The sequence below is a fragment of the Mesorhizobium sp. ESP-6-2 genome (assembly GCF_020164675.1).
GTDB lineage: Bacteria > Pseudomonadota > Alphaproteobacteria > Rhizobiales > Rhizobiaceae > Mesorhizobium.
Window position 1 is genome coordinate 193,124 of record NZ_JAIUGT010000007.1, and the last position, 22,024, is coordinate 215,147.

Here is a 22,024-nt window from a genome sequence, read left to right on the forward strand (position 1 = left end):
AAATTTTTCTCGTGGGCCGGGCCCGGACTGGTCGGGCGACCGGCAAACTCAAGCGATAGACGCATGGATCGGCCGGTCATATGACCTTGGCCGGGACGGCGGCTGAGCGGCGGCTGTTCTGCGCGTCGAAAAGTTCCGGAAAGCCGATGTCCTTGCGCAGTTCGACCGGCAGCGAAAGCAGGATGCGCTCGCTACGGTGGCGGGCGCGCGCTGCCGCATATCGGGTTGCGATGCGGCCGATGGAGGAAAGGACGGACATGATGCATTCTCCCTGGGTTGGCGCCGTCATCATTGTGTCGGCACCCCAAGGACGAGGCAGGTTCTGGCGATCCGACAGGTTGCTTGAATCTTTTTCGGATGGCTTGAGACAGGCTGCTCTGGCGTCGTTCCTTCAGACCGCGGCCTCCATGCGCTCGATCGTTTCGAGGTCGGCCTTCTTGGCCTCTCCCTCGACGGCGAGGTCGTAGCTGGCCTGCATGTTCATCCAAAACTGTGGCGTGGTTCCAAAGAACTTAGCCAGGCGCAGCGCGGTGTCGGGCGTCACCGGTGTTGCCTCGTTGGCCAGGCGCTCGATGCGCGTGCGCGGCACATGCAGCTTTTTGGCCAACGTATACGGCTTCAGGCCGAGCGGCGCGAGATATTCTTCGCGGAGAATTTCTCCGGGATGGATAGGCGGGTTGATGTTCAGCATTTGAAACCTGTCTCTCAATGGTAGTCGGTTATCTCGACATCCTCGGCTTGTCCGTCTACCCAGCGAAAGCAGATGCGAAACTGATCGTTGATGCGGATCGAATGCTGACCGGCGCGCTTGCCTTTCAGCGGCTCAAGCCTGTTGCCAGGAGGCGTCCTGAGATCCGCAAGTTCCGCGGCATTGTCGATCATGAACAGCTTCCGCTGGGCCGATCGAACAAGATCCGAGGGGAAACCCTTTGGAGCCTTGCCGTTCGATACGGCTTCGCTGGTCTTGTCCCTGAACGAGCGTATCACCTGCCGGATCCAATCGACGTACCATCGCACGATACGTTTCGAAAGTCAAGAAAACGTCTCATGAGATGACACGAAACTCCGGCCTGTCAATGACAGACCAGAGTTTCGCATTGGCATGGCTTGTCCTGTCGCTCAGCGGTTTTCATCAGCCACCGAGCGAAAGAAATCCTCGGGGTCCTCGACTTCGGTCAGCCGGCGCTTCTCGATCAGCCAGAAGCGGTTGCCGACAGTGCGGATGAAGGAGCGATCGTGCGATGCGAGCACGCAGCTTGCCTGATGCGCCAAGAGTTCGGTTTCCAGTGCTTCCTGGCCGTCGATGTCGAGATGGTTGGTCGGCTCGTCGAGCAGGTAGAAGTTGGGGTTGGCGAGCCTGAGCGCCAGCATCATCAGCCGCGCCTTCTGCCCGCCGGACAAGACGCCGATCTTTCTCTCCTGCATCTCGATGCCGACGCCGGCGCCGGCGAGCAGCGAGCGGGCGCGCTGTTCGCCGACATCGTAACGGCGCGATACCATGGCCAGTGGCGTATCGTCGCTGGCGGTGCCGGACAGCGCCTGGTCGCTGTAGCCGAGCACGGTCGACGGCGTCACCTTCACATTCTGAACCGTGTCGGGGTCGACGATGGCGTTGCGGATCAGGGTGACGAAGCGCGACTTGCCGACGCCGTTGCGGCCGAGCAGCACGATGCGGTCGCCCTGGCAGATGTGGCGCTTGCCGGTCCTGAACAAAAGCGTGCCGTCGGGCGTTTCCACCGCCGCGTCATCGAGCGTGATCAGCACCTTGGCGTGCGTGCCGCGATTGGCCAGCCGGATCGCCCCCGCCGATTTCTCGTGATGCGCCGGGGCTGCCGCTTCCTCAAGTCGCTCCGCGCGCTCCTTGAGCTGCTTGGTCTTGACCGTGAGCAGGTCGCTGCCCGAATTGATCCCGATATTGTTGAGCTTGGCGGCCTGGCGTCGCAATTGCTGCGCCACCTTCATGTCGCGCTGGAATTTTCGCTCGGTCGAGGCATCGAGCTCATCGAGGGCCTGCCTGGCGCGGGAGTAGGGAAGGGAAAACACCGGCGACTGGTCCGGGCGCAGGAACAAGGTGCGGTTGGTGGCGGCGTCGAGGAAAGCGCGGTCGTGGCTGGCGATCACCACCGGCACCTCTCGCGGTAGCGCGTTCAGCCAAGCTTCGAGCTGGCTGATGCGGGCAAGGTCGAGATGGTTGGTCGGCTCGTCGAGCAGCAGCATGTCGGGATCGGTGACCCAGACACGCGCGATCAGTGCCAGCCTCTGCCAGCCGCCGCTCAGCGCCTGCATCTCTCGCTCGCGCATCGCCTCAGGAACGTCGAGCGAATCCAGCACCACATCGACACGCCATAGTTCGCTTTCGGCTTGCTCGGGCGGCAAAGCGTCAGCCACTACCTGATGAAAGCTGCGGCCAAGCAGGGCAGGGGGAACGGACTGCTCGACATGGCCGACGCGCAAGCCGCGCGTGCGGGTAATGTCGCCGGAGGTCGGCTCCATCTCGCCGGACAGGCATTTGAGCAAGGTCGACTTGCCGCGGCCGTTTGCGGCAACGATGCCGAGCCGGTCGCCGCTGCCGATGGTGAGGTCGAGGTTGGAAAAGAGCGGCGCGCTCATGGTGACGCCGAGGGCTTTGAGGCTGATCAGGGCCATTTGGATTTCTCTGGTCTTGCCGGTGTCCGGCTCAGTGCACTTTGACGGTGCGCGCGCCGGTCATCAGGACAGGCGTTGCGGCACCACGAAGGGCAGACCAAAAAATCGAAGCGGGAAAAACCCGGACCGTCCCTGGTCAGCCCTGCAAGCAAGCTCGCAGGGCGGAAATCGGGCCACGCTGACGATGGTGATCGATAAACACGCAGCCCTCCTTTCAAGACGTTTGAGTGTGGGGACTGAGTACACCAAAGGTCATGCGCTGGGCAAGTGGAGGGTAGCGTCGAGCGGGGCGCTGAAGCTGCCAATCTCTCCACTCGTGGGGGTGATGTCCGGTCCACCCTCTGCAGCTGCAGCGCAGCTGCTGTGGGGTACGGGCAGGACAGAGGGGGCGCTGTCCCGCCGGCATTTCGAATGGACTACTTTCCGGGCCTTCCTGTCTTCGCGGGCCGGCGCTTTTCGCGGCGGGCGTCGCCGGGGTCTTCGTAAGAACCGATGCCGGCGCGTTGGCGCAGGACGGGTTTGTCGTCGCGTTCCTTCGCGCCCCCCTCTGTCCTGCCGGCCCCCGCCAGGGGGGAGATCGGCTGTGGCTTCGCCGGCACTTTTCCCTCGACTGGTTTCTCGGTGCGACGCACGGTCATCTCGTCAAGAGAGTTTTTCTTGAACAGCGGTTTGGTCGGCTCGCCGGGGATGCCGAAATCCGAGCCGTGTGCTTCGGACGCCGACTGCTTCTTGAACAGCGAGCGCGACACCGCGCCGGCCGGCGTCGGCATGTCGGTGCCGGGGCCCATATCGTCGATCGACGGTTTGGCGAATAGCGGCTTCTTCACCGGCACCGCGCCATCGGCGCCCATCTCGTCGAGATCAGGCTTGCGGAAGAGGTTGGGCCGGGCAGCCTTGGCTGCCTCTTCGGCGGCGCGCGCTTCGTCGAGCTTGCGGAAACGCTCCTGTTCCTCCGATGTACGATGCCTGGCCACGCCCTTGTTGTGCTTGCCCTTTTCGCGGCCCGAGACCGGGCTTTCCATATCGGCGTATTTGGCTAGCGGATCGTCGGAGATCGACATCTCCATCTCACGCAGCCGCTTGATCTCGTCGCGAATGCGGGCCGCCTTCTCGAAATCGAGGTTGGCGGCGGCGTCGCGCATCTGCTTCTCCAGCGCGTCCAGATGGGCCTTGAGGTTGTTGCCCATCATGGCGCCGGCGCTGTCGGTGAACTGCGAGATGTCGGCGCGGACATGGTCCTTCTCGTAGACCGAATCCAGAATATCCGAGATGCGCGACTTGACCGATTCCGGCGTGATGCCGTTGGCGGCGTTCCACTCCATCTGCTTTTCGCGACGGCGGTTGGTCTCGGCCATGGCGCGTTCCATCGAGCCAGTGACCTGGTCGGCATAGAGGATGACCTTGCCGTCGACATTGCGGGCGGCGCGGCCGATGGTCTGGATCAGCGATGTCTCCGAGCGCAAAAAGCCTTCCTTGTCGGCGTCGAGTATGGCGACGAAGCCGCATTCGGGAATGTCGAGGCCTTCGCGCAAAAGGTTGATGCCGACCAGCACGTCGAAGGCGCCGAGGCGCAGGTCGCGCAGGATTTCGATACGCTCCAGCGTGTCGATATCGGAGTGCATATAGCGCACCCGCACGCCTTGCTCGTGCAGATATTCGGTCAGGTCCTCGGCCATGCGCTTGGTCAGCACGGTGACCAGCGTGCGGTAGCCCGCCTTGGTCGTCTCGCGGATCTCGCCGACGACGTCGTCGACCTGGGTCTTGGCCGGGCGCACCTCGACCGGCGGGTCGATGAGGCCGGTCGGTCGGATGACCTGCTCGGCGAACACGCCGCCGGACTGCTCCATCTCCCAGCCGCCGGGCGTTGCCGAGACAGCGACCGAGAGCGGGCGCATGGCGTCCCATTCCTCGAAGCGCAGCGGCCGGTTGTCCATGCAGGAAGGCAGGCGGAAGCCGTATTCAGCGAGCGTCGCCTTGCGCCTGAAGTCGCCGCGATACATGCCGCCGATCTGCGGCACGGTGACGTGGCTTTCGTCGATGAAGACCAGCGCGTTGTCGGGGATATATTCGAACAGGGTCGGCGGCGGATCGCCCGGCTGGCGGCCGGTGAGATAGCGCGAATAGTTCTCGATGCCGGCGCAGGAGCCGGTGGCTTCCAGCATTTCCAGGTCGAAGCGGGTGCGTTGTTCCAGACGCTGCGCCTCCAGCAGGCGGCCGGCGCGCTCGAGCTCGACCAGACGGTGCTTGAGCTCTTCCTTGATCGACTTGATGGCCTGGTTCAGCGTCGGGCGCGGGGTCACATAGTGCGAATTGGCGTAGATCTTGACGCTTTTCAGCTCGCCCGTCTTCTGGCCGGTCAGCGGGTCGAATTCGGTGATCGCCTCGATCTCGTCGCCGAACATGGAGATGCGCCAGGCACGATCCTCAAGGTGGGCCGGGAAGATCTCGATCGTGTCGCCGCGCACGCGAAACGAGCCGCGCACGAAATTGACGTCCTGGCGCTTGTATTGCTGGGCCACCAGATCGGCGAGCAAAGCGCGCTGGTCGAGCCGGTCGCCGATCTGCATCTGGAAGGTCATCGCGGTATAGGTCTCGACCGAGCCGATACCGTAGATGCAGGAGACCGAGGCGACGATGATGACGTCGTCGCGTTCGAGCAGCGAGCGCGTCGCCGAGTGACGCATGCGGTCGATCTGCTCGTTGATGGAGGATTCCTTCTCGATGAAGGTGTCGGTGCGCGGGACGTAGGCTTCCGGCTGGTAATAGTCGTAGTAGGAGACGAAATACTCCACCGCATTGTCGGGGAAGAATTTCTTGAACTCGGAATAAAGCTGCGCCGCCAGCGTCTTGTTCGGCGCCAGGATCAAGGCGGGACGCTGCGTCTCCTCGATCACCTTGGCCATGGTGAAGGTCTTGCCCGAGCCGGTGACGCCGAGCAGCACCTGCGTGCGGTCGTTGTTTTGGACACCCTCGACCAAGTCCTTGATGGCGGTCGGCTGGTCGCCGGCCGGCTCGAAATCCGACACCATCTTGATGGTGATGCCGCCTTCGGACTTTTCCGGCCGGGCAGGCCGGTGCGGCGTCCACAGCACGCCGTCCTTGTGCAGCGGATTGCCGGATTCAATCAATGCCGAGAGAGCCGCCACCGTCGCGGTGACGCCGCTCGACGTCATCGTCTCGGCTTCCTCGAGCGAGACGTCGAGGCCGGCGACGGGATTGAGGCCGGCCGCCGCGCGCTCGCGGGCTGTCGCCGCGCCGCCCATCGAGGTGCCGCGCGCCGTGCGCCCGGGTGCTGCGGAGCGCTCGGGGATCTTCTTCGATGGCTTCGGCGACTTGCCGCCGTCCTTGCCGGCCTGGCGCCCTTCGCGTTCGGCTTCCTGCTCGATCTGCTCGGCCCAGTCCGCGACCGAACCGGTGAGCGGCGTGCCGGACAGTTCGGGCTGCCGCATCTCGGCGAAGCCGCCTTTGTGCAGCGGTTCCGAGGCGTCGAGGAAATCGGTCAGCGGGCTGCGCCGCTTGGGCGCGGCGCGGTCGTCACTCGCTGTCGGCGGCGTTCTCTTTTCGGTGGATTTGGCCATCTCCGGAATATGGGAGGTCTTGGCGAAAATGGAAAGAGCGCGATCAGCCGAGGCGCATCACCAGATGCAGCTCCTGACAGAAGGCTGTCAGGAGGAGGCAAGTGCCGGTGATGCCTGCCGACTGCGGTCAGGCGCCGCGTGCGTTGTCCGCCACGCGCGTCGGCGATCCGTTCAGGCGCGGCACCACGACGAGGCGCTTGATTTTGCCCTTCTTGAAGGCGGCGAGGAAGCGCGCATAGTCCTTGAAGGCGACGCATCCACTGGACTGTGCGTAGCGGCCCCGAAGCAGGTAGGTGTGGGCCAGCAGGCCGTCACGATTGTATTTATTGCGGCCATCGACGGGCGTCAGACGCAAAGCCTCGACACCATGAAAGCGCGATTCGCGCAACGACAGATTATAGGTGTTGGGCGGTGTCGGTCCGCGGTTCTTCTGATCGGCATAGCGCGGCTGGTCCGCCATGGCGCCGATGCCCGAATGCGCTTCGAGCCTCGAACCGTCGGGCATGTAGACGGTCTTGGCGCTGATGTCATAGACGGCGACGCCGCTGCCGGCTCCGCTCCTGGAGCCGCCCGGCGCGTTGAACAGGTTCCTGAACGCCTGGCCGAGGCCGCCCGAAGGCGTGTCTGGCTTCGCATAGGCCAACGCGTCGCCGCCATCTGCCGGCCGGCCCTGCCGGGCCGGCTTTGCCGGCTGGGCTTGCTGGACCGGCTTTGCCGGCTGGGCTTGCTGGACCGGCTTTGCCTGAGGTGCCGGCTTCTGCTGCACGACCTTGGGCTGTTGAGCCGGCTTTTCCTGCTCCACGGACTTCAACGGCTCCGGCGCGCCGAATTGCGGCCGACGGGTCGGCAGCGGCACGTCATCGGTGAGCGCGTCGGGCAAGGCCGCCGCATCGCCCGGCTGTTCCTGCTGGGTCTCGGCAGGCGAAACCGCGACATCGGCCGAAGACTCGGTCATCGGCAATGGCGAGGCGAATGCCTCGTCCTCGACCGGCAGCGACCGGGCGAGCGCCAGGGCCAGTTGCGAATTGTCCGGCGTGCCGGTATCCGGCTGGGCAAAATGCATCGGCTGCGGCGCTGTCTGGACAACCATCGAGCCGGTGTCGATCCGGGCGAAGCGCTCCGCCGCGGGTGCCGGCAAGTCTTCCGACAGGCTGGCGACGAGCTTGGCGCCCGGCACCAGCGAGGCCTCGGCGACCTGTGGAGCGGAGGTCGAGAGGACAGGACGGGCGGGTGCGCCGGCCGCGGCCGCGGGCTTGGCCGCGTTGGCGAAGGCGGCAGCGAGCTTGCTTGGCGAGAAAGATGCTTCCATGCGCTCGAAGCGCTCCTGCGAGGTCGTCTTGGCGACCGGGACAAGGTGTGCCGTGGACGCGGCCACGAGGCGCGCCGACTTTTCCGCCCGCGGAGCAAGCGCGGCCAGCCTGAAGCATCCGGAGCCGCATTGCACGGCATGGTTCTGCAGCGCCTGCGTGCCGCCATCGGCGTTGGCCAGTGCGAATGGCGCAGCGGGCATCAGGAAGTGCTGTTTCAGCGGATCGGCAAGAGCGAGCGAGCCCGGCACGGCCAGCCTCTGCGGCAGGACGCTCGACGTCGACGACAGCGAAGCGCCGACGGAGCTCAGACCAGCCATTGTCCCGACCAGCCACAGGCCAACGGCAGCGCTGACGCCGGGCACAGCGACCCAGCGGACGATCCGCTTAGAGTTGAGGGATGAGGCACGTGACGCGTTGTCGGCAGCTTCGCCGTCCGAACGCCTGTCCCCGACAATTTTCTTACTCAAGAACGCCATTCAACCAATCTTGCTCCAATCGGCTCCCACGTCCGCGGCTGTGATAGCCGCGACGACCATTCTGTGAGTGATCCCAGGTGGTCCCCGACGCGTTTGCCGCGCCTGTCTTTGGTTGCCGATTGCTTCAAAATATGGACAAAGTTGGTTAACCAATCCCTCTCAAAACCAACCGAGAGACGTGGACTTTGTGCCAAAAAAGGCTCGTCCACGACCATGAACGCGGTATTGCAGCCCTTCCAAGACTATTTTGCTGCCTGCTTTTAACGGCCGAGTCAAGCAAAACAGCTCTTGCTAATTGAAGCGAATGGCCGTTTCAGCGAGGCCGCGACGGTGGCGCGTGTCATTCCGTACTGCTGAAGAGGCCACCGCGTCGCCGCAAAATTGCTACCCGCCCGCCGCAGGTTCCCGGTCACGCGGCGGCCATTGATCGCCACCGTGTCCTCGGGCAAGCCGAGACGTCCGGCCTCCTGCTCTCAGGGCTATTGGCTGCCGGTCGCCTTCAAACGCTGAGCCTGCTCGGCTTCACACGGGCAGGGCGCTGGCCGAACTGACGCGGTTGATCTGCGACCCGCAAAACCAGTTCCAGCACCAGCTTCAGCCCGGCGAGGTGCTGGTCTTCGACAACCAGCGCGTCCTGCATGGTCGCACGGCGTTCGATCCGACCTTGGCGGTCCGTCATCTCAGAAGCTGCAACATCGACCGCGACGGCGTGCACAGCGCCTTTCGCACGCTGGCGCGGCGGTTCGCGCCGGAGGAGGCGGAAGCGGTGCTGTACCAGGGCGCGGTTTTCTGAGGCTTCGCAATGGAGCTTCTACCTCCCCTTGTGGGGAGGTCGGACCGCAGGCCCGGGTGGGGGGCTGGCGCTGACATCCAGGAACACAGTCCCGTTAGGCCGTCAGTTAAACCACAGCGCAAACGTCAGGAAACCACCGCCGCCGAATTCGCTCTGGATCTGGTCGAAATCGTCGCTGGTCAGAATCTTGCCGCTTTCGAGATACGGCGCGATGGCCGGGCCGGTGATCGACAGCACCAGGTCGAACGGTTTCGGCTCGTCGAAGAAGCGCTTCATGTTGATGCCCTTGCCGGTGATGCGGAAATGCGGCAGCAGCACGCGGCCTTCGAGCAGGTCCTCGGCCATGGTCAAGGTGGCGAGCCAGGCCGCGACCTGCTGCTCTCCGACTTCGAGGCCGGTGAGCGGGTTTTCGCCCTTCTGTTGCGGTCCCGGCAGCCATTCGCGGTCATTGTCGGTCTCGGCGCGGATCGCCTTCCAGTCCTCGCGCGACAGCCGGATCATCTCCAGCAGGTGACGGCGCGCCGCCTGCCGCCGTTCGGGCTCGACCACCAGCCAGTTCACGAGATGCACCAGAGAGATGAAATCGGCGATGCGCCATTCCGAGGAGAAGATGCTGCTGCCCATGTCGCCAGCCGGCGGGACAAGGATGTCCTGCAACGGCAGTTTTGCGCGCGGGAAGAGCATGTGGAAGGAACCGTCGAACGTGCTCCTGAAATCATGCGCCAGCCAGAAATCGGCCTGCGCCATCAGGAATTCGGCATAGCCCTGCAGCCAGTAACCGTCGGCGCGGTCGAAGCGGAAGGTGAGCGCAGGCGCGGCATCGTCGTGCGTTACGCCGCCGCGCGACAGCGAGGCCATGATAGCGGCCATGCTTTCGTCCGGTGCGATCGTGCCGTCCTCGTTGAGGTCGATGCCGACCTGGGTGAGGTCAATGACAATGCCGATATCGGCATCGGCAGGCACCGCCCCCAGCGTCGCGGCGGATTTCTCGAGCCGGTCGCGGAAGGCGACCAGAATGGCGCGGAACTGCTCATAGCTCAGCGGTTCGGGGTTCGGGTTTTCTGGCACCGGCAGCCGCATCAGCGGCAGCATGAAGGATTGGGGGCTCTCGAAGCCATGGCGGTGCAGGCCGCTGGCCAGCAATTCCAGCGCGGTAAAGAATTCGCCGGCGCCGGCGGCATAGGCGGATGCCCGGTCGGTGGATGCGGCTGCCTCCAGCGCCGATAGCGCCGTGTCGCGCGCGGTCACGGTTTTGGCCTCGAACAGAGCGGCCGCGGTTTCGGGCATGGCGGCCTGGGCCGAAGACGTCGGCAGAACCAGCGCAAGTGCCAATGCCAGCAGGCTTGCCAGTGGTGTCATTATCCCCCTCCCATGCGCGTCGTGCCGGCAATCATACACGCATTTGCAATGCCGCGTCTGCCGGCCCTGACGCATGATTGTCATTGGCTGGCTTCAACGCGCCCGGCGGACGGTCTACACAGGGCAAACGATTGGACATCGCGTGTCGAACTATCCGCTCTCCTACAAACTGTCGTGGCTGCCGCGGTTCCTGAAGCCGTCGCTGGCCGGCGACGTGCAAGGCTTCGCGGCAATGGCCGGGACAATCATGGATTCGGCACCGAGGCTGCGGCTGCGGCTCGCCTTCGTCGGCGACATTTCGGCGGTGGCCAACCGCCGTGCGCCGGACTGCGATCCGGCGATCAAGACGCTGCTTGGCGCGTCCGACCTGGTGATCGGCAATTGCGAAAGTCCGATCGTGGACAAGCCAAGCGCCGTGCTCGGCACCAGGCTCGGCACCCATCACGCGATGAGCGAGCGCTTTCTCGGCGACACGTTGGCGGCAGTCGGCATCGCGCGCGAAAGACTGGTGCTGTCGCTGGCCAACAACCATGTGCTTGACCAGGGCGTCGCCGGTTTCGATGAGACCGTGGCTGCGCTCGCGCGGCTCGGTATCCGCACTATCGGCCTCGCCGGCAACGGCCCGGTGCAGCCTGTCGAAGTCGGACCGCTGACTGTCGGGTTCGCCGCCTTCACGTTGTGGCGCAATGCGGGCCAGGACCTGTTCGCCGGCCGCGTTTCGATGGAAAGCGATATTGCCCGCCGACGAGGTGACGGGTTCGATCTCCTCTGCGCCGTGCCGCATTGGGATTGGGAGTTCCGCCACTTTCCGCGCGCCGAAACGCGGACACTGGCGAGGCGCCTGGCAGGGCAGGGCGTCGGGCTGATCGTCGGCCACCACGCCCATGTCGTGCAGCCGGTGGAGCGGATCGGCAATACGATCGTCGCCTATGGACTTGGCGATTTCCTCGGCACCGCCCTTGCCCGCCAGCCTTGGCCGGGACGCATTGGCGGGATCCTTGTCGCCGATATCAGCGCCGATGCGGAAACGCGGGGGTCTGTCGTTTCCTACCGAATGCATCCGTTTGTGCGGCTGCGCGCCAGGGATCATGAGCGGCTGGCGCCAGTGGAGGGATTGGAGGGCCGCATGCGTGACAAGGTCGAGAGGCGGTTGAGCGCGGTCTTTCCGTAACTACAGGTGGTGGACATCGGCCAAGATCGCCATGTCGGCGCTTTTCCAAGCGCTGATGATTGGCGAAATGAGGGGCGGCGCAAGCGTCTGTTGAAGAGGCGCCACAGTCGATACTTCAGACAAAACCGGCTATCATGAACTGGTCCAGGCAAGCGGGGGGTGGCGGTGGAAACAGCGGATTTCATGCCTGGCGACGCCGTGATTGCCGGCATCCGGAAAAACATCGAGGCTTATGAATCGGCGCGAGCCTCCGTGGTGCGGCAGGTACGCAGGCGAGTGCCGCTGTTCGTCGGTTTGGTGCTGGCGACGGTGGTGCTGATCGCCTGGCTGTTCAACAAGGTCGCCGATCCCAACGAGCAATGGTTCTCGACGCCGCACGTATTCCTCTATGTCGCCGGCTTCGCGGTTTCGATCCTGCTCTATTTCCAGGCGATGAAGCCGGCGACGCGGCTGCAGCAATCATTTCGGCAAACACTGCTGCCCATCATCTTCGGCTTCATCCGCGACGTGCGCTACGCGCATGGCGGGCGGCCAAATTCCTTCGACCGGCTGCCGCGCGAGGCGGTCGGGCCATTCAACCGGCAGTCGTTCGACGATGTCGTTTCCGGCCGCTACGAAGAGTTTCCGTTCGAGCTCTACGAAGCGGAACTGCGGGAAGGGACAGGCAAGGGCTCATCGACGGCCTTCAAAGGCGTGATCGTCGCCTTCGAAGCCATCGAACCGTTTCCGGGAATATTGGTGGCGACGCGGCGGACCAATGCGGTCGTCGGCTTCTTCCGTGGCATGTTCGCCAGCAAGATGCAGGAACTGTCATCCGGCGTGCCGGAACTCGATGCCGCCTATGAGTTCCGCACCGACAATGCCGAGGCGGCGCAGCCATTGGTGAGCGGCCGGTTGGCGCAAGCGCTGAAATGGCTGGGCGAAACCTGGCCGGAGGAACCGGCGCGCGTGGCCCTCAACGGCAGCGACGGTTTTCTGCTCCTGCCGCAGGCGAAGAATTTCTTCGAACTGCCCGCCATTTCGGTGCCACTGGACTACCAAGCCCATGTCGCGCCGATGATATCGGATATGGGCGCGATGCTGGCGACGGCAGCGCTGGTGCGCAAGATCGGCGCCAGGGACGAAGCGGCTTGATCAGCCGGCGTTCCGGTCAGCAGTCGAAGCCGTACTTTTCGCGCATATTGTCCGCCTCTTCTTTCGACATTCGCTTGAACATCACGCAGATCGTGAAGCTTCCGACCTGATGGCCGTCTCGCGTATATCCCCAGTCGGAAATGTCGTCCCTGGTGAATTCTATGTTCTGGCCGAGCACGACGTTGTGCACTGCCTCCGGCTCATTGGCCAATATGCCGACAAACCCTGTCCCGGCACGGCGGAACGGTATGACCCAGAAGTGCTCGGTGACATGCTCATCCCGCACCTTTACCTTCAACTTGAACCTGCCTGTGCCGGAGGGAGGCATTTCGGACAGTGCCAGGAAGTCATCCAGACCGGCGAGCGCCTGCTGGGTCGCCGCAGCCATGTCGGGATCGCCCGGAGCGAAGATGATCCCCTTGTCGTCACCTGGATCCACGCCTTGCGCGCCGACCGATCCCGGAGCAAGCGCCAGCATCAAGGCTGCCGCAGTTCGGACCGCTGGTTTCATGGAAGGCCCCCCTTCATCATTGCGATCAACACAATGCTGCATCGCCATCCGATTTGCAACCTTGGCGCGAGTTTGCCCCTTCAGGTCAAGGTGGCGGCGACCGTCGATGACAAGACCGGCATGGTAACGTCGGTGAAGAAAGCTTCGTCCCTACAGCTTGCTCGGCACCAGGCCAGCCAGCCAGCTGGCCGACCGCTTGGCCATGTCGGCGGTCGCCGATACGGCGCGGCCGAGATCGGTCTTGACGACGGCATAGCCGTTTTTCGTGCGATAGAGCACGCCGGTGCCGCCATAGACCACCTGTTCATAGGCGACCGGCCGTGCGGCGGCCGCTTCCATCGCCGTCGTCGGCGAGCCGACCGGGACGGTCGGCCTGTGGCTCAGTTCGGGCGGCAGCGGGCTCGTCGGCTCAACGGCGCGGCTGGCGGGCTTCAGCTCCGGGCGCGAAGCGGTCGCGGCCAGTTGCGAGGAGGACGCGGAACCTTTCGCGCGGCAGATGCCAGAGACGAGCGGATAGTTGAAATTGCGCTCGTGCAGCATCTGGCTCTTCATCGCCGCTTCGCACTCGGCGATGGTCGACCACTTGGCCGGCGTCTCGCCGATATATTCGCAAAGCTTGGCGTCGCAGTCGCAGCCGACGATGGTCATGGCGACAAGGGCGGTCTTGATCACGGTCTCGTCCCCTCGATGTGCCCCTCGGCAGCCCATTCAGATGCATGTCGCGCCCCACTGGGTGCAGCCCGCGGGTACGCTTTGGGCGACATGCGACAGTCCATCGCGCGCGAACAAGGCGGGATTTGGCCACGATTGTGGAATGAGCATGGCGGGGCGCTCGACACAGCCGTTCTCCGCGCACCGTGGCCGAAAGGCCTCAGTAGTCGTAGACGTGCTCCAGCATGGCGCCTGACTTGATCAGCGCCGGCAATACCAGATGCAGCTTGGGTACGGCTACGACCATGCCGGTGCGGCGTGTCGATGGATCGGCCGGCAGCGGATAGCTGAACAGGATACGCATGCCTTCGGGGACGGCGATCGAATCCGTGGAGAGCACGGTGATCATGATCTCGTCATTGCCGCCGATCTCGACGAAGGAGACGCCCTTGTCGATCAGGCGCGGGATCATGTCGGTGAACAGCTGGTAGCGCTTGGTGACGAAAACGGTGCCGTCGGGGCCGTAGTCGCGTTCGAGCAAGGTGTCGGCTTCATTGCGCGTCGCTTCGCCGACCGGCCCCTTGGCCCAGACATGGATGTCGAGCAAGGCCGGATCGGACGTTGCCGCGAGCGCCTGTCTGATCAGGCCGGCATAGACCTGCTTGATGGTGTCGGCGAGGCCGAAGGCAAGCTTGCGTTCGCTGGAGCGCACGGCGCTGTCGCCCGGCGCCGGCTGCACGGCGAAAAGCCCGGCGCGCTTCTCGGCATACGGAAACTGGTGCCACGGCCCCTGGTCGAGGAAGGCGGCGTATTCGGCCGCCACCTTGGCCTGGTAGATGTCAGTCGCCGTGCGCCTGCCCGCAACCGCCTCGGTGATGCGGCCGATCGTGTTTTCATAAGCCCATTGCAGGGCATGCTCGATCGTGTGGCTGGTGCCGATGACGACCGGCATCTGGTGGTTGGCGTAGTTGAATTTATAGGCGGAGCTGGCGCGGATCACCATGGCGTAGTCCTGCCAGAAGCGGCCGACATAGGCGAAATAGGGAAAGCCGCTCGGCTGGTCCTTGGCGACGAAACCGGCATATTCGCGCGCGGCATAGACGATGGCCCATTCCGGGTAGGTGAGGAAGGTCGATTCCTCAGGCCGCTGGTAGCCGGGGATTTCGGCACGCAGCTTGGCGGCGAGCGCCGGCGGCGGTGCACCTTCGGCGATGCCCGGCAACGGTGTCTTGTCCAGCGACGGCGTCGTCAGGAAACCGTAGGCCAGCCCGGCGATCGGGATCAGGACAATGATGACGATCAGCCAGAGGATCGTCCTGATGAGACGCTTCATGAAGCGGAACAGGACCATGGCCGGTCAGGCCGTGGCGGCGGCAAGCTTCTGGATCAATGTCATGAAGTGTCCCCCTTCAGCGAACCCGCCTGCAAACGCAAACGGACTCTGACAGGGCGATACTAACCGATTTTGGCGCGCGGTGAAGCGGCGCCCGCAACTTCGCCGGGAAGGCGCCTGAGCGGGAAGCAAAAAGACAGTCGGCGCCGGGATTTCTCCCAGCGCCTCCCTGTCAGACCAGGACACGGTCGTGGCAGCAACTTCCGTAAAGTCGTCGCACCATGCCGGCCTTGATTTTGACGGTCCTGCCAGTCGCCGCCCGAAGGCCGCGCCCGTTCCAGACCACGCCGGTCTCCACCCTTGCGGGCTTTGCCCTGCGGCCATCGAAGGTTTTTGCCGTCCTTCATGGCAGCATCGGTCCGCCGTCGGCGTTGGCACGCTTTCCGCGGCCCCGTAGGTCTCGGCTTCCGTCCCTCGAAGCAGGCGAGCCTGCTCTCGCTTCGGGCCGTACGGGCCTCAGGAAATCCGCCTTTCACTTTCGCCTTTCGGCTGGGCGATCGGTAGCCGCCTGAGATGGGTCAAACTTACGCCGGGTAAGTGTCTTGGGGAATGTCCGTGCCCCTGTGGATAGCGGGATTATCGGGGACCAATGCCAGAAGCCAAGGAAATTCAAGCGCCAACGCCTTAGACAGCCTGCCCTCGATTTTCGGTGTCATGTGGCTGGCGCCACTTGCCCCGCCGGACGGTACGGGTTTCAATGCCGGCAAAAGATCGGGTTCTCCACGCCCGGCGCCGGGGAGGGCGGGAATTTGAAGGTCGGGGTGGTGCTCAATCCGATTGCCGGCGGCGGCCGACTGAAACGGCATTGGCCCGAAGTCGCGGCCGCGCTGAAAAAGCACTTCGGCGATTTCGAATTGCGCGAGACCCAGGCCGAGGGCGATGCAGAGCGGCTGGCGCTCGATCTGGCGGCAAACGGCTTCGACCTGGTGATCGCGGCCGGTGGCGACGGCACGGCGAGCGAGGTGGCCGACGGTTTGCTGCAGGCGTCCAAGGAAAACGGCCGCGCGCCCGAACTCGGCCTGCTGCCGTGCGGCACGGGTATCGATTTCGCGCGCGGGCTCGGCCTGCCGAAGGAGGTGGACGCGACGCTGAAGCGGATCGCCGGGGCCAAGGGCAGGGCGGTCGATGCAGGGCGCATCTGCTATATCGACGACCATGGCGCGCTGGCCAGCCGGCACTTCGTCAACATTGCGAGCCTGGGGCTCTCGGGCGCAACCGATCGCGCCGTGAACGCCGACAAGCGCAAGGGCAAGGTTGCGGCCAAGACGTTGTTCCTGTGGCGCACCGTGGTCGAATTCGTCCGCTACCGGTTCCAGGATGTAACGATTTCAGTCGATGACGGCGCTCCGGTCGAGGCGCGCATGGCGCTGGTCGCGGTGGCCAATGGCAAATTCTTCGGCGGCGGCATGATGATCGCGCCGGACGCCGAACTGACCGACGGCCAATTCGACATCGTCATCCTGCGCGCGGCCAGCAAGCTGAAGCTGATCTGGGATATCCGCCTGCTCTATGGCGGCAGGCATCGCAACCATCCGGCGATCACCATATTGCGCGGCAGGAAAGTGGTGGTCGAACCGCTGGGCGACGTGGAAAAGAACGGCGCGCTGGTCGACATTGACGGCGAATCGCCCGGGCGCATACCAGCGACCTTCGAGATCCTGCCTGGGGCGTTGATGCTGAGATATTGAGACGTCGCCCGAGGGAAGAGCGCTCCACAACGTCGTCATCCCTGGGCGAAGCAGGAGCGAAGCTCCGTCGCGGAGACCCTGGGATCCATGCCGCGACTTTCGAGCGCCGCCGCGGTGCGGAATTCTGCTCCGCTGCGCTCTTCGGCTAAAGTCACGGAATGGATCCTCGGGTCTGCGCGTGCGCTTTCGCGCCCGCTCCGCCCGTGGATGACGAAGCGTCGGGCGTTGTTGCAGTTCTGATTCAAGTTGCTATCGCCGCGATTCTAGATGCCTGCCCAATGTCTTGATTTCATTCATCTTTGGGAGATTCCGGCCTGGCCGGAAAACCGGGCGCGCGCAGGTCGACGCCGACAGCGTCCTCGAGCAATTTGACGATCTGGGTCGACCAGGCGCCGCCGCCGTACGCCGCCTTGCCCTGCTCGAAAATCGCGTTGACACGCGATGCCAGTTCCATCGGCACACCGAAATCCCGACCCATGCCCAGCGCGAAGCCGAGGTCCTTCAGCGCCAGGTCCATGGTGAAGCCGATGTCGTAGGAGCCGTTCAGGATGAGTTGGCTTTCGGTTTCGTGGACGAAGCTGTTGCCGGAGGAGGCAACGATGGCGTGATAGGCTTGGGCGAGGTCGAGCCCGCCTTGCCTGGCCAGCATCAGCGCCTCACCGGCGGCGACGAGATGGATGAAGGCCAGCATGTTGGTGATGACCTTGATCACCGCCGCCGAGCCGATCGGGCCCATCAGGAACGACTTCGCGCACATAGCATCGATGGGAGGGCGATGACGCCCGTAAAGATCGGCATCGCCACCGACCAGCGCGGTGATTTTTCCGGCCGCCGCCAAATGCACGCCACCGGTGACCGGGCATTCCAAGGTCTCGATTCCCCTGGCCGAGGCGAGGCCCGCGAGGCGCACGATCTCGTCGCGGCCATTGGTCGACATCTCAATCCAGGTGCCGCCGGCGGGGAGGCCGTTGAGCAGTCCATCAGGACTGGCGAGTACCGCCTCGCTGGCTTTCGGTGACGGCAGGCAAGTTATGGCATTGCCCGCCCGCTCAGCCGCCTCGGCGGGGTTGCCGGCAGCGATAGCGCCGAGCGCCACGAGGCGCTCGATAGCGGCCGGGTCGCGGTCGAACACGGTGACGGCAAAACCATTTCGGACCAGGCTGGCGGCTAGCTTGCCGCCGAGATGACCAAGGCCGATGAAGGCGTAGCCTTCGCTCACGGCATCAGCGGCGTTTGCATCATCTGCAAATGCAGGTCCTTGCCGGTGTAGGGGTGCGCGTCGCAGACGGCCTCGTTGAGCTCGACGCCGAGGCCGGGTTCCTTCGACGGGATGACGTTGCCGTCCTGCCACTCGATCTTCTTCTTGAGCAACGTGGCGTGGAAACCGTCCCACTGCTTCAGCGATTCCAGGATCAGGAAGTTGGGCAGCGTCACCGCCAGCTGGATGTTGGCGGCACCGACGATCGGTCCGCAATAGCAGTGCGGTGCGATCTGGATGTGGTAGGCCTCGGCCATGGCGGCGATCTTCTTGGTTTCGAAAATGCCGCCCGAACGGCCGAGGTCCGGCTGCAATATGGTCGCGGCGCGGTTCTCGATGACGCGGGCGAATTCAAACTTGGTCGTCAGCCGTTCGCCGGTGGCGATCGGGATAGAGGTCGCGCGGGCGACCTGCGCCATGACTTCGGGCATATCGGGCGGCACCGGCTCCTCGAACCACAAGGGATCGTAAGGCTCGATGGCGCGCGCCAGGCGCAGGGCGCCGGAGGCGGTGAACTGGCCGTGCGTGCCGAACAATATGTCGGCGCGGCTGCCGACCGCCTCGCGGATCGCCTTGATCATGCGGGTCGAGACGTCGATGTCGAGCAGGCGCGGCTGGTGGCCATCAAAGGCGGTGTAGGGACCGGCCGGGTCGAACTTGACGGCATTGAAACCCTGCTCGACATATTCGAGCGCGCAGGCCGCCGCCATTTCGGGGTCGTTGTAGACATTCCTGCCGTCCGGGGCGTCCTCGGAATGGACGCTGCCGGTATGCGGATAGAGGTAGGTGTAGGAGCGCAGCGTCTCGTGCACCTGGCCGCCGAGCAGCTTGTAGACGGGTTTGTCCGCTTCCTTGCCAATAATGTCCCAGCAGGCCATTTCCAGCGCCGAGAAGCAGCCCATGCCGGACACGTCGGGGCGCTGCGTGAAGCCGGAGGAATAGGCGCGGCGAAAGAAACTCTCGATGTCGTGCGGATCGCGGCCGACGAGATAGCGCTCGGCCATGTCCTCGACCATCCTGGCCGTGACATGGGCGGAGAAGGTGGCGTTGTAAGCCTCGCCGTAACCCGCCACGCCGCCATCGGTGGTAAGCTTGACGAAGATGAAATACTTGCCGCCGATGCCGGGCGGCGGATTGCCGACAACCCAGGTCTTGACGTCGGTGATCTTCATTCTTGGTCCTCCAGAACCAGTTCGGCGCCTTTCCATCCGGTCAGGATCGACGCGGCGTTGGTGTTGCCGGTGATGTTGTCGGGAAAGATCGAGGCGTCGATCACGCGCAAGCCTTCCAGCCCATGTACCTTGAGCCGCGGATCGACCACGGCGCGCGCGGGATCGGGTCCCATGCGGCAGGTCGAAACCGGGTGATAGACAGTGCCGGAGCGTTTCCTGAAATCCGTGATCAGGTCGGCGTCCGAAGTGATTGATGGGCCTGGCAAAACCTCCTCCGCGATGATCTCGGCCATTGCGGGCATCGAGGCGATCTTGCGCACGAATTTCACCGCCGCCAGCATCTCCTCGACATCGGCATTGGTCGAATAGGCGTTGGCGACGATCTTGGGATGATCCAACGGATTTCTGGAGCGGATCATGATCTCGCCGCGGCTCGACGGGCGGCAGTTGGACAGGCCGATGGAGAAGCCAGGCCAAGGGTCCGGCGTCAGGATCGGGCGCTCGCCGCTCTTCGGGATGACGGTCGAAAACGCCTGGAAATAGAGCTGCATGTTGGGGCGCGAAAAGGCCGGGTCGGTGCGGAAGAAGCCGCCGCCGTGGTTCATCGACAGCGACAGCGGGCCGGAGCGCGTCAGGATGTATTGCATGCCGACCATGAGCTTGCCCCACCAGGGACGCAGGATCTGGTTCAGCGTCGGCAGCCTGCCCTTGAAGGTGTAGTTGATGCCGACATGGTCCTGCAGATTGGCGCCGACATTCTCGTTGGCGTGAATGACCGGGAGGCCCAGCCCTTTGAGCAGCGCCGCCGGGCCGACGCCGGAGAGCTGCAGAAGCTGCGGCGAGTTGATCGAGCCGGCCGACAGGATGATCTCGCGGCCGGCGCGGGCCGTCTTCGTCTGGCCGTTCTGCAGATATTCGATGCCGACCGCACGCTTGCCTTCGAACAGGATGCGGCTTGCCAGCGCGTTGGTCTCGACACGGACGTTTGCGCGCTTCATCGCCGGGCGCAGGAAGGCGCGCGCGGCCGACATGCGGCGGCCGTTGCGGGTCGAGATCTGGTAGATGCCGACGCCCTCCTGGGCAGCGCCGTTGAAATCGGGATTGAACGGCAGTCCGGCCTGCTGGCCGGCGGCGAGGTAGCGCTTCGTCAGCGGGTGGACGGCGTCCGATGTGTCGGTGATGTGCAGCGGGCCGCCTCTGCCGCGCCATCTGTCGGTCCCGGCTTCATTGTCCTCGAGCGCCTTGAAGGCCGGCAGCAGGTCGTCATAGCCCCAGCCGGGATTGCCCGCGTCGCGCCAGTCGTCGAAATCCTCGCGCGCGCCGCGGATCCACACCATGGCGTTGATCGAGCTGGACCCGCCAAGCAGCTTGCCGCGCGGCCAGTGGTCGACATTGCCGCCAAGGCCAGGATCCGGCTCGGTCTTGTAGTTCCAGTTGACGGCGGGGTCGAAGAAGGTCTTGCCATATCCGAGCGGCATCTGCACGTAGAAGCGGCGGTCGCTGCCGCCGGCTTCGAGCACAAGCACCGAGAAACGGCCCGAGGCCGAGAGCTTGTCCGCCAACACCGAACCGGCCGAGCCGGAGCCGACGATGATGAAGTCATAGGTCTGCATGATGGCTACGGCCGGCTCCGGAAATCTGGCCGCAGCCTAGACGGGGCAGGCTTGCCGCGTCGCTGGGCCTTCCGGCATGCGTTGTGAAAAAAGCGACCGCGATACCGGATCCAGTTGCGGGGAACCCTTAACAATCCCGCTTGATATGCATGGGGTCGAAAGCTTATGCGAGGACATCGGCCAATCTGCGCAAGGCAGGAGATCCCATGCGTGTCCTGTCGGATGCTTTCATTCCCGAACTGCCGGGTCACTACAAGGGCAAAGTCCGCGAGAATTACGATCTGCCGGACGGGAGGCGCATCATCATCGCCACGGATCGCCTCAGTGCCTTCGACACCATCCTGACCTCGATCCCGTTCAAGGGCGAGGTCCTGACGCAGACGGCGCGCTACTGGTTCGAGGAAACCACCGATATCTGCCCGAACCATGTCCTCGAATATCCCGACCCGAACGTCGTCGTCGGCACCAGGCTCGACATCCTGCCGGTCGAGATCGTCGTGCGCGGCTATCTGGCGGGAACCACCAGCACCTCGATCCTGACCCGCTATCGTCGCGGCGAACGGGACATGTACGGCATGCGGCTGCCGGACGGCCTGCGCGACAATGAGAAACTGGCCGAACCGATCATCACGCCGACCAGCAAGGCCGCGCATGGTGGCCATGACGAGCCGCTGTCCAAGGCCGAGATCATCGAACAGGGTCTGCTCACCCAGGCGCAGTGGGACACCGTCTCGGATTACGCCTTGAACCTGTTCGCCCGCGGCCAGGCGCGCGCCGCCGAACGCGGCCTGATCCTCGCCGACACGAAATACGAATTCGGCACCGACAAAAACAGGGCGATCATCCTGGCCGACGAAATCCACACGCCCGACAGCAGCCGGTACTGGATCGCCGCGAGTTACGAACAGGCCCTGGCGAACGGCACGCGGCCGGAGAGTTTCGACAAGGATTTCATCCGCTCGTGGGTGACGGCGCGCTGCGATCCTTACAGGGAGCCTATTCCGAAGATACCGGACGAGATCATCGAACAGGCTTCACGTGTCTATGCCCAGGCCTATGAGGCGATCACCGGCAAGGCATTCGTGCCAGACGTTTCCGGCGACACGGTGCTGGACCGCATCCGCGCCAACCTCGCAGGTTATTTTTGAGAGGTGCAATCTCTGGGGAAGCCCTCTCCAAAACCGAAGCCGTCGTTCGGACCTCGGAGCCCATCAGCTTTGGTCTAGACTTGGGCCTGGGCTGGGAACCTTCCGTGGCATCATTGATTTCGA

The 22,024-nt window shown here is 64.2% G+C and carries 18 protein-coding genes; 5 read left to right on the top strand and 13 right to left on the bottom strand.

Features of this window, described 5'->3' with window-relative positions; translation table 11 throughout:
* Positions 1-76: 76 nt before the first annotated feature.
* The 6 genes from LB532_RS19700 to LB532_RS19725 all read right to left on the bottom strand — a co-directional run bounded on the left by LB532_RS19700 (position 77) and on the right by LB532_RS19725 (position 7,851).
* Positions 77-259 carry a hypothetical protein gene (locus tag LB532_RS19700; protein WP_140639705.1) on the bottom strand — a complete coding sequence of 61 codons (183 nt, stop codon included), beginning with the start codon at positions 257-259 and terminating at the stop codon, positions 77-79.
* 132 nt (positions 260-391) lie between these two features.
* Positions 392-691: a HigA family addiction module antitoxin gene (locus tag LB532_RS19705; RefSeq protein WP_140639704.1), complete on the bottom strand. Its 300-nt coding sequence runs from the start codon at positions 689-691 to the stop codon at positions 392-394.
* Positions 692-705: 14 nt separating this feature from the next.
* On the bottom strand, positions 706-987 hold the full coding sequence (locus LB532_RS19710) for a type II toxin-antitoxin system RelE/ParE family toxin (protein WP_140639703.1): 282 nt from the start codon (positions 985-987) through the stop codon (positions 706-708).
* A 132-nt stretch (positions 988-1,119) separates the two neighbouring features.
* The gene (locus LB532_RS19715; protein ID WP_140639702.1) at positions 1,120-2,646 is read right to left on the bottom strand and encodes an ABC-F family ATP-binding cassette domain-containing protein; all 1,527 of its coding nucleotides are present in this window, start codon (positions 2,644-2,646) and stop codon (positions 1,120-1,122) included.
* A 416-nt stretch (positions 2,647-3,062) separates the two neighbouring features.
* Positions 3,063-6,224, bottom strand: coding sequence for an excinuclease ABC subunit UvrB (uvrB, locus tag LB532_RS19720; RefSeq protein ID WP_140639701.1), 3,162 nt, complete (start codon positions 6,222-6,224; stop codon positions 3,063-3,065).
* A gap of 127 nt (positions 6,225-6,351) precedes the next feature.
* Entirely contained in the window at positions 6,352-7,851 is a 1,500-nt protein-coding gene (locus LB532_RS19725) for a DUF2778 domain-containing protein (protein WP_318011232.1), read from the bottom strand.
* Between the two features lie 697 nt (positions 7,852-8,548).
* Here LB532_RS19725 and LB532_RS19730 point away from each other — a divergent pair.
* The gene (locus LB532_RS19730) at positions 8,549-8,803 is read left to right on the top strand and encodes a TauD/TfdA family dioxygenase (protein ID WP_318011234.1); all 255 of its coding nucleotides are present in this window, start codon (positions 8,549-8,551) and stop codon (positions 8,801-8,803) included.
* Positions 8,804-8,905: 102 nt separating this feature from the next.
* Here LB532_RS19730 and LB532_RS19735 read toward each other — a convergent pair whose 3' ends face one another.
* Positions 8,906-10,162: a hypothetical protein gene (locus tag LB532_RS19735; protein WP_140639698.1), complete on the bottom strand. Its 1,257-nt coding sequence runs from the start codon at positions 10,160-10,162 to the stop codon at positions 8,906-8,908.
* A 142-nt stretch (positions 10,163-10,304) separates the two neighbouring features.
* Between LB532_RS19735 and LB532_RS19740 the strand changes: the two genes are divergently transcribed.
* Together LB532_RS19740 and LB532_RS19745 are read left to right on the top strand one after the other, a co-directional pair.
* A complete protein-coding gene (locus LB532_RS19740; RefSeq protein WP_140639697.1) occupies positions 10,305-11,333 on the top strand; it encodes a CapA family protein in 1,029 nt (342 codons plus the stop codon).
* Between the two features lie 183 nt (positions 11,334-11,516).
* The gene (locus tag LB532_RS19745; protein WP_181169362.1) at positions 11,517-12,467 is read left to right on the top strand and encodes a DUF3137 domain-containing protein; all 951 of its coding nucleotides are present in this window, start codon (positions 11,517-11,519) and stop codon (positions 12,465-12,467) included.
* A gap of 16 nt (positions 12,468-12,483) precedes the next feature.
* Here LB532_RS19745 and LB532_RS19750 read toward each other — a convergent pair whose 3' ends face one another.
* The 3 genes from LB532_RS19750 to LB532_RS19760 form a co-directional block, all read right to left on the bottom strand.
* Positions 12,484-13,026 (bottom strand): YegJ family protein, encoded by a 543-nt coding sequence (locus LB532_RS19750; protein ID WP_318011233.1) that lies wholly within the window; start codon positions 13,024-13,026, stop codon positions 12,484-12,486.
* Between the two features lie 102 nt (positions 13,027-13,128).
* Positions 13,129-13,650: a hypothetical protein gene (locus LB532_RS19755; protein WP_140639696.1), complete on the bottom strand. Its 522-nt coding sequence runs from the start codon at positions 13,648-13,650 to the stop codon at positions 13,129-13,131.
* A gap of 199 nt (positions 13,651-13,849) precedes the next feature.
* Positions 13,850-14,980: a hypothetical protein gene (locus tag LB532_RS19760; RefSeq protein ID WP_140639695.1), complete on the bottom strand. Its 1,131-nt coding sequence runs from the start codon at positions 14,978-14,980 to the stop codon at positions 13,850-13,852.
* 791 nt (positions 14,981-15,771) lie between these two features.
* Here LB532_RS19760 and LB532_RS19765 point away from each other — a divergent pair.
* Complete coding sequence (locus LB532_RS19765) at positions 15,772-16,710, top strand: diacylglycerol/lipid kinase family protein (protein WP_140639694.1); 939 nt, start codon at positions 15,772-15,774, stop codon at positions 16,708-16,710.
* Between the two features lie 289 nt (positions 16,711-16,999).
* On the opposite strand, the gene LB532_RS19770 is transcribed toward LB532_RS19765, so the two are convergent.
* Genes LB532_RS19770 through LB532_RS19780 form a run of 3 tightly spaced genes read right to left on the bottom strand, consistent with a single transcriptional unit; the run spans position 17,000 to position 20,753 of the window.
* Complete coding sequence (locus LB532_RS19770; protein WP_140639693.1) at positions 17,000-17,929, bottom strand: NAD(P)-dependent oxidoreductase; 930 nt, start codon at positions 17,927-17,929, stop codon at positions 17,000-17,002.
* A complete protein-coding gene (locus LB532_RS19775) occupies positions 17,926-19,140 on the bottom strand; it encodes a mandelate racemase/muconate lactonizing enzyme family protein (protein WP_140639692.1) in 1,215 nt (404 codons plus the stop codon). The genes LB532_RS19770 and LB532_RS19775 overlap by 4 nt, the downstream gene beginning before the upstream one ends.
* Positions 19,137-20,753, bottom strand: coding sequence for a GMC family oxidoreductase (locus tag LB532_RS19780; RefSeq protein ID WP_140639691.1), 1,617 nt, complete (start codon positions 20,751-20,753; stop codon positions 19,137-19,139). The genes LB532_RS19775 and LB532_RS19780 overlap by 4 nt, the downstream gene beginning before the upstream one ends.
* Positions 20,754-20,959: 206 nt before the next feature.
* Here LB532_RS19780 and LB532_RS19785 point away from each other — a divergent pair, with 206 nt between their 5' ends.
* The gene (locus tag LB532_RS19785; protein ID WP_140639690.1) at positions 20,960-21,901 is read left to right on the top strand and encodes a phosphoribosylaminoimidazolesuccinocarboxamide synthase; all 942 of its coding nucleotides are present in this window, start codon (positions 20,960-20,962) and stop codon (positions 21,899-21,901) included.
* Positions 21,902-22,024: the final 123 nt, after the last annotated feature.